This window comes from Mycobacterium canetti CIPT 140010059 (genome assembly GCF_000253375.1).
GTDB lineage: Bacteria > Actinomycetota > Actinomycetes > Mycobacteriales > Mycobacteriaceae > Mycobacterium > Mycobacterium tuberculosis.
In genome coordinates this window covers 3,710,000-3,722,526 of the sequence record NC_015848.1, presented here as the reverse complement: position 1 = coordinate 3,722,526, position 12,527 = coordinate 3,710,000, and the positions used below count along the sequence as shown (strand labels likewise).

Sequence of the window (12,527 nt, the reverse complement as noted above, 5' to 3'; positions counted from 1 at the left end):
GTGACCGACCGCGATCGGCTCAGGCCGCCCTTGGACGAACGCTCACTGCGCGACCAGCTGATCGGTGCTGGATCCGGGTGGCGCCAACTTGACGTCGTGGCCCAAACCGGTTCCACCAACGCCGACTTGCTGGCCCGGGCGGCATCCGGGGCCGATATCGATGGGGTGGTGTTGATCGCCGAGCATCAGACCGCTGGGCGGGGGCGTCATGGCCGCGGCTGGGCGGCCACTGACCGAGCGCAGATCATCCTGTCGGTCGGTGTGCGTGTGGTCGACGTCCCGGTGCAAGCGTGGGGCTGGCTGTCACTGGCCGCGGGTCTGGCGGTGCTCGATTCGGTGGCCCCCCTGATTGCAGTCCCGCCGGCCGAAACGGGCCTCAAGTGGCCCAACGACGTGCTGGCCCGGGGTGGCAAGTTAGCCGGCATCCTGGCCGAGGTCGCGCAGCCGTTTGTGGTACTCGGTGTGGGACTCAACATCACCCAGGCCCCCGAAGAGGTTGATCCCGGCGCGACCTCATTGCTGGATCTCGGAGTGGCGGCGCCGGACCGCAACCGCATAGCCAGCAGGCTGTTGCGCGAGCTCGAAGCCCGGATCATCCAGTGGCGCAACGCCAACCCACAACTGGCGGTCGACTACCGTGCTCGCAGCCTGACCATTGGGTCGGGCGTGCGCGTCGAGCTCCCCGGTGGCCGGGACGTTGTCGGGATCGCGCGTGACATCGATGACCAGGGTCGGCTGTGTCTGGACGTCGGGGGTCGAACGGTAGTTGTTTCAGCGGGCGACGTGGTGCATTTGCGTTAACTCGCGCGGAGCTGGCGTCCCCAAAAGATTAAGGTCGCGGGCATGAGCTATCCGGAGAATGTCCTGGCCGCTGGCGAGCAGGTCGTTCTGCACCGCCATCCGCACTGGAATCGCTTGATCTGGCCCGTCGTGGTGCTGGTCTTGCTGACCGGGTTGGCGGCGTTCGGGTCCGGATTCGTCAACTCGACACCTTGGCAGCAGATCGCTAAGAACGTGATTCACGCGGTCATCTGGGGGATCTGGTTGGTGATCGTCGGCTGGCTCACGCTGTGGCCATTCCTGAGCTGGCTGACCACACATTTCGTGGTGACCAACCGGCGGGTGATGTTCCGGCATGGTGTGCTGACCCGCAGCGGGATCGACATACCGCTAGCACGGATCAACAGCGTGGAGTTCCGGGACCGGATCTTCGAGCGGATTTTTCGCACCGGGACGTTGATTATCGAGTCCGCGTCACAAGATCCGCTCGAGTTCTACAACATTCCGCGCCTGCGGGAGGTGCATGCGCTGCTGTATCACGAGGTTTTCGACACCCTGGGCTCCGACGAGTCGCCCAGCTGAGCGAACCGGTTGGCCCGGTTACGCCAGGCCCGCAGCAGGGTGACGTTGCCGTCCTCGAAGCCGCCCTCCAAGACGTCCTCGAAGACTTCGGCGATGCCGCCCGCGGTAAGGGCGGATTCCAGGGCCTTGTCGGGGTTGCGGGCGAACTCGTCGGGGAACACCCAGCGCCGAAACGCCCAGAAGCGGAACGCCATTTGCAGCAAGTTGCCAATAATGTAGGCCGAGATGAAGTCGGCGATGTTTTCCATGGTCAGTGACACCGTTGGCACCCGTAGCTGCAGGATGTAGCTGGAAAACCACAACGGCGCCATGCTCAGCAGCACGCCCACGCCGCTGAACGCAAAGAACAGCAGCGCCTCATGGTGGCGCTCGCGACCGCCGCGGTCGCGGAAGCTCCACTCCCTGTTCAACACGTAGGACGCGATGACGGCGACGATGCCGGCGATCACCTTCGCGGTCACCGGCTTGGGTTCGAGAACCGTCAGCTTGAGGGTGTAGAAAATTGCTGTGTCGATGATGAATGTGGTGCCGCCGACGATGGCAAATTTGATCAGCTCATGGTGGCGCTGCGCATAGGGCTGGACCACCCCGGGAAGGCGCGCGATGGTGGCATCGGCAAAGGACACAACACGTGAGTGTACGGACGAACACAAAATCGACGCAAAATGATACGTAACGGTTTGGCTGCCGTGGCCGGCAAGTACGCCGGTCAGATGCCGTGACACCATGATGGCCGTGGCGAGCTCACGCACCCCGGCGGTCACCTCGTTCGTTGCCCCCCTCGTTGCGATGGTCGGTGGCGGTCAGCTGGCCCGGATGACCCATCAGGCTGCCATCGCGCTGGGGCAGAACCTCCGTGTATTGGTCACCTCGGCAGATGACCCTGCCGCGCAGGTCACCCCCAACGTGGTGATCGGCTCGCACACCGATCTTGCCGCCTTGCGCCGCGTTGCGGCCGGCGCCGACGTGCTGACCTTTGACCACGAGCACGTCCCGAACGAGCTGTTGGAGAAGCTGGTCGCCGATGGCGTCAATGTCGCACCGTCGCCGCAGGCGCTGGTGCACGCCCAGGACAAACTCGTCATGCGGCAGCGTCTGGCTGCAGCAGGCGTCTCCATGCCCCGCTACGCGGGCATCAAAGACCCCGACGAAATCGACGTCTTCGCCGCACGTGTCGACGCCCCGATCGTGGTCAAGGCAGTGCGCGGGGGTTACGACGGCCGGGGCGTTCGGATGGCACGTGATCTGGCGGATGCCCGTGATTTCGCTCGCGAATGCCTGGCTGACGGCGTGGCGGTGCTGGTCGAGGAACGGGTGGACCTGCGCCGCGAGCTGTCGGCACTGGTGGCGCGTTCGCCGTTCGGCCAGGGTGCGGCGTGGCCGGTGGTCCAGACGGTGCAACGTGACGGCACGTGTGTGCTGGTGATCGCGCCGGCGCCGGCGCTGCCCGACGACCTGGCCACCGCGGCGCAACGGTTGGCGTTGCAGCTGGCCGACGAACTCGGTGTGGTCGGCGTGCTCGCCGTCGAGCTGTTCGAGACGACCGACGGGGCGTTGCTGGTCAACGAGCTCGCGATGCGGCCACATAATTCCGGGCACTGGACCATCGACGGGGCGCGCACCAGCCAGTTCGAGCAGCATCTGCGCGCGGTCTTGGACTACCCGCTCGGCGACAGCGACGCCGTGGTGCCCGTGACGGTGATGGCCAATGTGCTCGGCGCCGCGCAGCCGCCGGCCATGAGCGTCGACGAGCGGCTGCACCATCTGTTTGCGCGAATGCCCGACGCCCGGGTTCACCTCTACGGCAAGGCCGAGCGACCCGGTCGCAAGGTGGGGCATATCAACTTCCTTGGCTCCGATGTCGCCCAGTTGTGTGAACGCGCTGAGCTGGCGGCACACTGGTTGTCCCATGGGCGGTGGACTGACGGATGGGACCCACACCGCGCCAGCGACGATGCAGTGGGGGTACCACCCGCTTGCGGGGGACGAAGCGATGAGGTGGGGGCACCTCCCGCTTGCGGGGGAGAGCGGCGCCTATGACTCCCGCCAGCGAGCGGCCCCGGGTCGGGGTGATCATGGGCAGCGACAGCGACTGGCCGGTGATGGCCGACGCTGCGGCGGCGCTGGCCGAGTTCGACATTCCGGCCGAGGTTCGGGTTGTTTCGGCCCATCGCACCCCTGAGGCGATGTTCAGCTATGCGCGCGGCGCGGCCGAGCGCGGTCTCGAGGTGATCATCGCCGGAGCGGGTGGGGCCGCGCACCTGCCCGGTATGGTCGCCGCCGCGACGCCGCTGCCGGTGATCGGGGTGCCGGTACCGCTGGGCAGGCTGGACGGCCTTGACTCCCTGCTGTCGATCGTGCAAATGCCGGCCGGGGTTCCGGTGGCCACGGTGTCCATCGGCGGCGCCCGTAATGCCGGCCTGCTGGCGGTGCGGATGCTAGGAGCCGCCGACCCCCAGCTGAGGGCCCGGATCGTCGCATTCCAGGACCGGCTGGCCGACGTCGTGGCGGCCAAGGATGCGGAACTGCAGCGGCTTGCGGGTAAGTTAACCCGCGACTAGCAAGGAGACGAGGAGGGCTCGCAACATGGCTGGATGGGCCGGAAACCCGTCGTTCGATCTGTTCAAGCTGCCCGAGGAACACGACGAAATGCGATTGGCGATACGGGCTTTGGCGGAAAAGGAGATCGCTCCGCATGCCGCCGAGGTGGACGAGAAGGCGCGGTTCCCCGAAGAAGCGCTAGTGGCGCTCAATTCCTCCGGTTTCAACGCCGTCCACATTCCGGAGGAGTACGGCGGTCAGGGTGCCGACTCGGTAGCTACCTGCATCGTGATCGAAGAGGTGGCCCGCGTCGACGCGTCCGCGTCGTTGATCCCCGCGGTCAACAAGCTGGGCACCATGGGCCTGATCCTGCGGGGCTCCGAAGAGCTGAAGAAGCAGGTGCTGCCGGCGTTGGCCGCCGAAGGGGCGATGGCTTCCTATGCATTGAGTGAACGCGAGGCCGGCAGTGACGCGGCGTCCATGCGGACGCGGGCCAAGGCCGATGGGGATCACTGGATTCTCAACGGCGCCAAGTGCTGGATCACCAACGGCGGCAAGTCGACCTGGTACACGGTGATGGCGGTGACCGATCCCGACCGGGGCGCCAACGGCATCTCGGCGTTCATGGTGCACAAGGACGACGAGGGGTTCACCGTCGGTCCGAAAGAACGCAAGCTCGGGATCAAGGGGTCACCGACCACCGAGCTGTACTTCGAGAACTGCCGCATCCCCGGCGATCGCATCATCGGTGAGCCCGGTACCGGTTTCAAGACCGCGCTGGCCACGTTGGACCACACCCGTCCCACGATTGGCGCGCAGGCCGTGGGTATCGCCCAGGGCGCGCTGGATGCTGCCATCGCCTACACCAAGGACCGCAAGCAGTTCGGTGAGTCGATCAGTACGTTTCAGGCCGTGCAGTTCATGCTGGCCGACATGGCGATGAAGGTGGAGGCGGCTCGGCTGATGGTTTACTCCGCCGCCGCCCGCGCCGAACGCGGTGAGCCGGATCTGGGCTTCATCTCGGCGGCCTCGAAGTGCTTCGCCTCCGACGTCGCGATGGAGGTCACCACCGACGCCGTACAACTGTTCGGCGGCGCCGGCTACACCACCGACTTCCCGGTCGAGCGGTTTATGCGCGACGCCAAGATCACCCAGATCTATGAGGGCACCAATCAGATTCAGCGGGTAGTGATGTCGCGGGCGCTACTGCGCTGATTCGTGGTCGACGGGGCGGTCGGCCGGCTCGTCCGGGCAGATGATGCCGTTCGGACCCACCTCGTATACCCGGGCGGTCGAGATGTCGAAGAATATGCCGATGACCTGTAGATCAGCAGCGGCGACCCCGGTCGCCAAGATCGGGTGGCGGGTCAGCCTTTCCACCTGAACGGCAACGTTTACGATGCTCAGCTGGTCGGCTTCGGGGTAACCGGCGGATTCGGCGCTGCGGCGTGCCGGGTGGTGATTGCGGAACACCATCAGGCTGTCGTGGGCATTCTCGAGCCAACGCATCATGGGAGTCGTCGTGTTGGCCGGGTCGTCTTCCAGGAGCGCCGTCATCGCAGCACACGACGAATGTCCGCAGACGACAACCGAGCTGACGCCGAGCTGGTTGACGGCGAAGTCGAGTGCCGCGTCAACCGATCGGTCGTCCGGATCGGTCGGCACCAGGTTGCCGAGGTTGCGGACGGTGTACAGGTCGCCGGGGCCGCTGGCGGTGATGACGTTCGGCAGAATCCGCGAGTCGGCACAGGTGAGGAACAGCTCATACGGGTCCTGTGAATCGGTCAGCCCGGCGATATGCGGGTGCAGCACGGCCGCGCCATTGCGGTGATACTCGTCGATGCGGTCGAGAACCGAAGCGCTGCCGCGGTCTTTGCCGCGCGCTGATCGCCACGGAACCAGTCCAATCGGATCAGACGCGAAGTGGCGCTTCGGTGGTCGGGCGTGTGCGTGGTGCAGTTTGGCCGGCGACGTTTCCACGATCGCTACCACTCCGCCCCTCGTCTCGTGGGCGCGCCGCCAATCGGAGATGGCCTCGGAAACGGAGTCGTCGATGTAGTCTGCGTTCAGGTTTAACGTCACCTCCGACCCTTCCGGCAGCTTCGAGAGCACCGTGGTCAGGCGGGGCAGCAGCAGGAAGCTCAACGTGCCGTCGATATCGACCCGCCATCGCTTGGACTGCTCGCCGCCGACCGGCTTGACCTCGACGGGCGCGCGTACCACCCGCACCAGCAGGAATACGATCGCCACGACCAGCCCGATGGCCACGCCTTCCAGCAGATTGAGGAACACCACACACACGATGGTGATGGCGTAGATTACGAAATTTCCTGTGCGCCAAGCTAGTTTGATGTGCGCCAGCTTGACCAGCTGGGCGCCGATGACGATGAGCAGGCCGGCCAGCGCCGCCTTGGGAATCAGTTCCACCAGGTTGGTGAACAGTGACGCAAACAGCAGGATCCACACTCCGTGCAGGATCGTCGACATCCGGGTTCGGGCGCCGGCGGCCACGTTGGCCGAGCTGCGCACGATGACACCGGTGATGGGCAGCCCGCCGAGCAATCCGGACACCACGTTCGCGCTGCCCTGCCCGACCATCTCCCGGTTGAAGTCGGTGCGCGGGCCGTGATGCAGCTTGTCGACACCGACCGCCGACAGCAGCGATTCGACGCTTGCGATCAGCGCAATGGTGAGGACACCGAGCGCGATGGCGCTGATCTCATGAGACCACGGCTGTCCTCCCGGGGACATCTCGGCAAGTCTGGGCAAGCCAATCGCGTCGAAGAAGTTGCCCTGCAGGTCGATTCGTTCGGTCTGTAGCCCCGATAGCAACGCAAGCACGGTCGCGCCCGCAATGGCTACCAGTGGGCCGGGAATGATACGCACCTTGGCGGGCAGCCTTGACCACATCAACAAGATCGCGATAACCGTCCCGCCGACGATCACTTCATGCAGTTCGTGATGGAGGATGCCGTCCGGCAACGCCGCGATGTTCTGCCACGCCGAACTGTGCGACGAGCCGCCCATCAAGACATGAACCTGCTGCAAGGCGATGGTGATACCGATGCCCGCCAGCATGGCGTGCACCACAACCGGGGCGATGGCCAGCGCGGCGCGCGCCATCCGACTTAGGCCGAACACGATCTGCAGTGCACCCGCGGCGATCGTCATCAGACACAACATCGGCCAACCGAGCTCATCGATCAGCTCGGCGACCACCACGGTCAGACCCGCGGCCGGGCCGCTGACCTGAACCGGCGACCCACCGACCGCCCCGGCGACAATGCCGCCTACGACGGCGGCGATCACACCGGCGATTATCGGGGCCCCGGAGGCGATCGCGATCCCCAGCGAAAGTGGCAACGCAACAAGGAAGACGACAAGTGATGCGGGAACATCGTGCCGCAGATTAGCCAGCATCGACTGTGATCGTGATGCGGGCGCCTCGGTGCAGCTGTTGACTGCGGTGCTCATGTGTTGACTCCTCGGAATGGTCACAGCGTCAGGGCCGGGCCAGAAACACGGCATTGTGTTCGCCGGCGGTGGGCGGGGGATCGGTGACGACCGCGCGGAAGCTGGCGTAGCGCGCCGGTGTGCGGATCACCGTGATGGTGTCCGCCCCGCGACCGACTTCCAGGGTGAGGTCGTTCTCGGCGAAAAGGGGGGTGTCGACGACCTGTTTCCAGGTATGGGCGAGGCAGGCCATGAGGCCGTTTGCCTGCAGCAACTGGACCCATTCGGTGGCGGTCTTGCTGGCCAGTGCCGATTCCAACTCGGCGGTCAACTCGGCGTAGTTGATCGACCGGGAGCGTTGTTCGGCAAATCGTTGATCTTCAACGAGGTCAGGCCGGCCGATGAGGTAGCACAGCTTCTGCCAGTGTTTGGGCACGTATGCGCTGATGACGATGTACCCATCGGCGGTGCGAAACGCGTCCGATGGCTGGGTAGCGAAGCCGACTCCCTTGCGCCGCTTGGCCTTCGGCGCCGGTTCAGGCTTCGGCTGGTCGCTAGCGGCCCGATTGAGATGCATCATCAGCTGGTTGGCTTGCAGTCCCACCGCGACGTCGTACATCGCGACCTGGACGACGTCGGCCACCCCGTTCCGCTCGCGGTGCAGCAGCGCGGCCAGCACGGCCTGGGCCAGCACGTGACCGCTGGCGTTGTCGACGAGCTGAAATGGGATGATCTGTGGCTTGCCCTCAGGCGTGGGCATTCCGGTGGTCATGCCGGCCTCGGCGGCCACCACCAGGTCGATTCCCGGCCGGCTGCCGTGCGGGCCGTTGCCGCCGTAAGCGGTTAGGCGCGCGTAGATCAGTTTGGGGTTACGAGAGCGCAAGTCATCAGGGCCTAGGCCCAGCTTTTCCATGGTGCCGGGCCGAAACGCCTCCAAGACAACGTCGGCGGTGTCCGCGAGCCGCAGCATCTGCTGCTTGGCCTGCTCGGTGGTTAGGTCCACCGTCACCGACTTCTTGCCACGATTGTTGGGCAGAAAGTAGGTGGCCAGGGGCGGGCGTCCGGGTAGCACCGAGGTGATCTGACGGGCCGCTTCACCGCCGGGCGCCTCCACCTTGATGACTTCAGCCCCCAGGTCGACCAGCACCTGCCCGGCCAGCGGCCCGGCCACGTTCTGGGTGAAATCCAATACCCGAAACCCGTCAAGTGGTTTGGCGGGGTTGCTGGTCGGCATCGGTGGTGACCTTCCCTGGCGTGCGGCATCCTCCCTGAACCATACGGGTTCGCGACGCCGCGGCGACCGCCCGGCATGTCTTGCCTCTACCATCGTCGGGATGGAGACGACGACGGAACACCGCGATGAATCCACGCTGGATTCGCCCGTGTCGGTGGCGCGAGAGGCCGAATGGCAGCGGAACGTTCGGTGGGCCCGCTGGCTGGCGTGGGTCAGCCTGGCGGTATTGCTCACCGAAGGTGCCGTGGGGCTGTGGCAGGGTATTGCGGTCGGATCCGTCGCGTTGACCGGGTGGGCGCTGGGTGGCGGATCCGAGGGCCTGGCCAGCGCGATGGTGCTCTGGCGGTTCACCGGCGACCGCACTTGGTCCGCGACCGCGGAGCACCGCGCACAGCGTGGAGTTGCGGTGTCTTTTTGGCTGACGGCCCCCTACCTCGTTGCCGAATCCATCCGCCACCTAGCCGGAGAGCATCGTGCCGAGACCTCGGTGATCGGCATCGGACTGACGGCCATCGCCCTGCTGCTGATGCCGGTCCTGGGCTGGGCCAACCACCGAGTGGGTGAGCGGCTGGGATCGGGGGCCACCGCGGGCGAGGGCACCCAGAACTACCTGTGTGCTGCTCAGGCCGCCGCGGTTCTGCTTGGGCTGGCGATCACTGCCGTGTGGTCGAACGGCTGGTGGATTGACCCCGCGATCGGGCTGGCCATCGCCGGTATCGCGGTCTGGCAGGGCATCCGCACCTGGCGTGGTCACGGCTGCGGCTGCTAGCGGGCTGCTAACGCGCTGCTGACAACCTCGTCACGAAACTCGGGCCGGCCCGCGTGACGTTCACAACTGGGGCGATGCGCGTCGAGCCTGATCGCCGGCACCTGACGCTGCCGGTCATTGGGACCGTTCGTACGAGAACACCCGCCGTATCGAACGGCTGATCGCCAAAGGCCGAGCGCGGGTGTTGGCAATCAGCGTGCGGCGTAACGGTACTCGGTTGGATGCGAGCGTGCGAGTGCTTGTCCAACGCCCTAGCCGGCCTAACGTCTGGCTGCCTGACTCCCGCGTCGGTGTCGATGTGGGTGTGCGGCGTCTGGCCACCGTCGCCGACGCTGATGGCGTCGTGATCGAGCAGGTGGCCAACCCGCAACCGCTGGCCGCGGCGCTGCGCGATGCGGCATGTTTCCCGTGCCCGCTCGCGCTGCACGAACGGCTCACGTCAATATCGTGAGCGCACCACCGAGATGTCCCGGCTGCATCGCCGGGTCAACGATGTCCGCACCCATCATCTGCACGTCCTGACAACACGATTGGCTCAAACCCACGGCCGCATCGTTGTCGAAGGTCTGGATGCGGCAGGGATGCTGCGACAAAAGGGGCTGCCCGGTGCCCGCGCCAGACGGCGCGGACTGTCGGATTCGGCTCTGGGCACACCGCGCCGGCATTTGTCTTACAAGACAGGCTGGTACGGGTCAGAACTGGTGGTCGCCGACCGCTGGTTCCCGTCGTCGAAAACCTGCCATGGCTGCGGGCATGTGCAAGACATCGGGTGGGACGAAAAGTGGATCTGTGACCCCACTGATGGTGGCTGCGGGGTCACCCACCAACGCGACGATTGCGCCGCGATCAACCTCGCACGCTACGAGGAACCCGTTAGCGTCGTCGGCCCAGTTGGGGCCGCCGTTAAGCGTGCAGCCGACCCTAAGACCCGGCCTGGCCGGACAGGTGGCGATGAAGCGCGGAAGGCAACCGGCCACCCGGCCGGCGAACAACCCCGAGATGGGGTGCGAGTCGCGTGATCACTAAAGACCCACTCACTCGCAACGGCAGTCACGAGCAGGTCCTTGATCTGCTGGATAGCCGCGGTGCGGGCCTTGATCGCGCCGCGCCGTGCGATTAGCAGCGCTTTGAGGGCCCCGGTGTGCGGGTCTTTGGGCACGGACAGCTGTGGCCGGCCAACACCGCACGGGCTGCGCTGTAAGCATCGAGAGGGTCGGACTTGCCTTGCCGGCGTCGCGCCGACCGGTCGGGACGGTTGACCTCGACGACGTGAATGTTGTTGGCCTGCAAGGTCTGTGTTAGTCCCGCGCCGTAGGAGCTGGTGCCCTCCACACCGACAGCGACGACCTCACCGAAACTACGCGCCCAGCAGGTCGCGGCCCAATAGCCGGTCGGGTTGGTGCGGAACTCGGCATTGCCGAGCAGTCCGCCGGTGTCGGTGATCGCGGTCACGTGGATGGTGTCGAGGTGGGTGTCGGTGCCGATGACGACGCGGCGTTTGGCTGTCACGATGGTGATGTCCTCTCCGTGCTGTGAACCGTGCGATGAGTGACAACCCGGTAGGGCGGGCAGACAAGACATTGATGAGGCAGCGGACAGGCTCCTAATTAAGTCATGTCCGCCCTACCAGGGCTGTTGTGGTATTTGCCCGCACGTCGCCGGTGAGACAAATCAATTGGCAGACAACCCACCATGGCGCCAGTCAGAGGCTGAGTCATCACCAGCGCCGAACGAGCAAGACCATCCTCACCCGAACCCGTTGAACGGAATCAATGTCGGTGGACCGCGATAGCATTCGAACATGCTTGCGAATAGCCGGGAGGAGCTTGTCGAGGCCTTTGATGCGCTGGATGCCGAGCTGGACCGCTTGGACGAGGTGTCCTTTGAGGTGCTGACCAGCCCAGAACGGCTAGCGATGTTGGAGCGCCTGGAAGGGCTGGTGCGCCGGCTACCGGCGGTCGGGCACGCGTTGATCAACCAACTCGACGCCCAAGCCAGCGAGGAAGAACTGGGCGGCACGCTGTGCTGCGCGCTGGCCAACCGGTTACGCATCACCAAGCCCGAAGCCGCCCGGCGCATCGCCGACGCCGCCGATCTCGGGCCTCGTCGGGCACTCACCGGTGAACCGCTAGCCCCACAGTTGACCGCCACCGCCACCGCCCAACGCCAGGGCCTGATCGGCGAGGCGCACATCAAAGTGATCCGTAGCTTTTTCGCCCACCTGCCCGCCGAGGTGGATGTGTCCACCCGAGAGGCCGCCGAAGCCGACCTGGCCGGCAAGGCCGCTCAGTATCGTCCCGACGAGCTGGCCCGCTACGCCCGCCGGGTCATGGACTGGCTACACCCCGACGGCGACTTCACCGACACCGAACGCGCCCGCAAACGCGGCATCACCCTGGGCAACCAGGAATACGACGGCATGTCACGGCTAAGTGGCTACCTGACCCCCGAAACGCGGGCCACCTTTGAAGCCGTGCTAGCCAAACTGGCCGCCCCCGGGATGTGCAACCCCGACGACCACACCCCGGTCATCGACACCACCCCCGATGCGGCCGCCATCGACCGCGACACCCGCAGCCAAGCCCAACGCAACCACGATGGACTGCTGGCCGGGCTGCGCGCGCTGATCGCCTCCGGGAAACTGGGCCAACACAACGGGCTTCCCGTCTCGATCGTGGTCACCACCACCCTGACCGACCTGCAAACCGGCGCGGGTAAGGGCTTCACCGGCGGCGGCACGCTATTGCCGATGGCCGATGTGATTCGTATGGCTAGTCACGCGCATCACTACCTCGCGATCTTCGACCACGGCACACCGTTGGCGCTGTATCACACCAAACGCCTAGCCTCCCCCGCGCAGCGGATCATGCTGTTCGCCAGGGACCGGGGCTGCACCAAACCCGGTTGCGATGCACCGGCCTACCACAGCCAAGCCCACCACGTGCAAGGTTGGGCCAGCACTCGTCGCACCGACATCACCGACCTGACCCTGGCCTGCGGCCCCGACAACCGACTCGCCGAAAAAGGCTGGATCACCCGCAAAAACACCCACGGCCACACCGAATGGCTCCCACCACCCCACCTCGACCACGGCCAACCCCGCACCAACACCTTTCATCACCCCGAGAAGCTGCTCCACGACGACGACGACGAACCCGATTGACGCAA

11 protein-coding genes and 1 pseudogene are annotated in these 12,527 nt (G+C 65.7%); 8 read left to right on the top strand and 4 right to left on the bottom strand.

The window, feature by feature from the left end:
- A complete protein-coding gene (locus MCAN_RS17365; protein ID WP_014001660.1) occupies positions 1-801 on the top strand; it encodes a biotin--[acetyl-CoA-carboxylase] ligase in 801 nt (266 codons plus the stop codon).
- Positions 802-843: 42 nt separating this feature from the next.
- Positions 844-1,362, top strand: a complete 519-nt coding sequence (locus MCAN_RS17360) for a PH domain-containing protein (protein WP_003417130.1) — start codon at positions 844-846, stop codon at positions 1,360-1,362.
- Here MCAN_RS17360 and MCAN_RS17355 read toward each other — a convergent pair.
- Positions 1,317-1,988, bottom strand: coding sequence for a GtrA family protein (locus MCAN_RS17355; protein WP_003417128.1), 672 nt, complete (start codon positions 1,986-1,988; stop codon positions 1,317-1,319). The two genes, MCAN_RS17360 and MCAN_RS17355, sit on opposite strands and share 46 nt — an antisense overlap.
- 100 nt (positions 1,989-2,088) lie before the next feature.
- On the opposite strand from MCAN_RS17355, the gene MCAN_RS17350 reads away from it, so the two are divergent.
- Genes MCAN_RS17350 through MCAN_RS17340 form a run of 3 tightly spaced genes read left to right on the top strand, consistent with a single transcriptional unit; the run spans position 2,089 to position 5,118 of the window.
- A complete protein-coding gene (locus MCAN_RS17350) occupies positions 2,089-3,402 on the top strand; it encodes a 5-(carboxyamino)imidazole ribonucleotide synthase (protein WP_041180149.1) in 1,314 nt (437 codons plus the stop codon).
- A complete protein-coding gene (purE, locus tag MCAN_RS17345; RefSeq protein WP_014001657.1) occupies positions 3,399-3,923 on the top strand; it encodes a 5-(carboxyamino)imidazole ribonucleotide mutase in 525 nt (174 codons plus the stop codon). Before MCAN_RS17350 ends, purE begins: the two co-directional genes overlap by 4 nt.
- Positions 3,924-3,948: 25 nt before the next feature.
- The gene (locus tag MCAN_RS17340; RefSeq protein WP_014001656.1) at positions 3,949-5,118 is read left to right on the top strand and encodes an acyl-CoA dehydrogenase; all 1,170 of its coding nucleotides are present in this window, start codon (positions 3,949-3,951) and stop codon (positions 5,116-5,118) included.
- Here the strand turns inward: MCAN_RS17340 and MCAN_RS17335 are convergent.
- Positions 5,107-7,377 carry a SulP family inorganic anion transporter gene (locus MCAN_RS17335; protein ID WP_041180148.1) on the bottom strand — a complete coding sequence of 757 codons (2,271 nt, stop codon included), beginning with the start codon at positions 7,375-7,377 and terminating at the stop codon, positions 5,107-5,109. The two genes, MCAN_RS17340 and MCAN_RS17335, sit on opposite strands and share 12 nt — an antisense overlap.
- Before the next feature lie 28 nt (positions 7,378-7,405).
- On the bottom strand, positions 7,406-8,590 hold the full coding sequence (locus MCAN_RS17330; protein WP_014001654.1) for a CoA transferase: 1,185 nt from the start codon (positions 8,588-8,590) through the stop codon (positions 7,406-7,408).
- 100 nt (positions 8,591-8,690) lie between these two features.
- Between MCAN_RS17330 and MCAN_RS17325 the strand changes: the two genes are divergently transcribed.
- Positions 8,691-9,359, top strand: a complete 669-nt coding sequence (locus MCAN_RS17325) for a cation transporter (RefSeq protein ID WP_003417119.1) — start codon at positions 8,691-8,693, stop codon at positions 9,357-9,359.
- 50 nt (positions 9,360-9,409) lie between these two features.
- Positions 9,410-10,378, top strand: a pseudogene (gene tnpB / locus MCAN_RS21910) (IS607 family element RNA-guided endonuclease TnpB); the annotation flags it as partial.
- A 97-nt stretch (positions 10,379-10,475) separates the two neighbouring features.
- Here tnpB and MCAN_RS17310 read toward each other — a convergent pair.
- Positions 10,476-10,868 (bottom strand): IS110 family transposase, encoded by a 393-nt coding sequence (locus MCAN_RS17310; protein ID WP_225038074.1) that lies wholly within the window; start codon positions 10,866-10,868, stop codon positions 10,476-10,478.
- Between the two features lie 292 nt (positions 10,869-11,160).
- Here MCAN_RS17310 and MCAN_RS17305 point away from each other — a divergent pair, with 292 nt between their 5' ends.
- On the top strand, positions 11,161-12,522 hold the full coding sequence (locus MCAN_RS17305; protein ID WP_014001650.1) for an HNH endonuclease signature motif containing protein: 1,362 nt from the start codon (positions 11,161-11,163) through the stop codon (positions 12,520-12,522).
- Positions 12,523-12,527 lie beyond the last annotated feature (5 nt).

What these genes read in the sequence shown, in the direction of transcription:
- MCAN_RS17360 (WP_003417130.1), top strand. Translation starts at nt 844, where the DNA reads ATGAGCTATCCGGAGAATGTCCTGGCCGCTGGCGAGCAGGTCGTTCTG.
- MCAN_RS17350 (WP_041180149.1), top strand. Translation starts at nt 2,089, where the DNA reads ATGATGGCCGTGGCGAGCTCACGCACCCCGGCGGTCACCTCGTTCGTT.
- purE (WP_014001657.1), top strand. Translation starts at nt 3,399, where the DNA reads ATGACTCCCGCCAGCGAGCGGCCCCGGGTCGGGGTGATCATGGGCAGC.
- MCAN_RS17340 (WP_014001656.1), top strand. Translation starts at nt 3,949, where the DNA reads ATGGCTGGATGGGCCGGAAACCCGTCGTTCGATCTGTTCAAGCTGCCC.
- MCAN_RS17335 (WP_041180148.1), bottom strand. Translation starts at nt 7,377, where the DNA reads ATGAGCACCGCAGTCAACAGCTGCACCGAGGCGCCCGCATCACGATCA.
- MCAN_RS17330 (WP_014001654.1), bottom strand. Translation starts at nt 8,590, where the DNA reads ATGCCGACCAGCAACCCCGCCAAACCACTTGACGGGTTTCGGGTATTG.
- MCAN_RS17325 (WP_003417119.1), top strand. Translation starts at nt 8,691, where the DNA reads ATGGAGACGACGACGGAACACCGCGATGAATCCACGCTGGATTCGCCC.
- MCAN_RS17305 (WP_014001650.1), top strand. Translation starts at nt 11,161, where the DNA reads ATGCTTGCGAATAGCCGGGAGGAGCTTGTCGAGGCCTTTGATGCGCTG.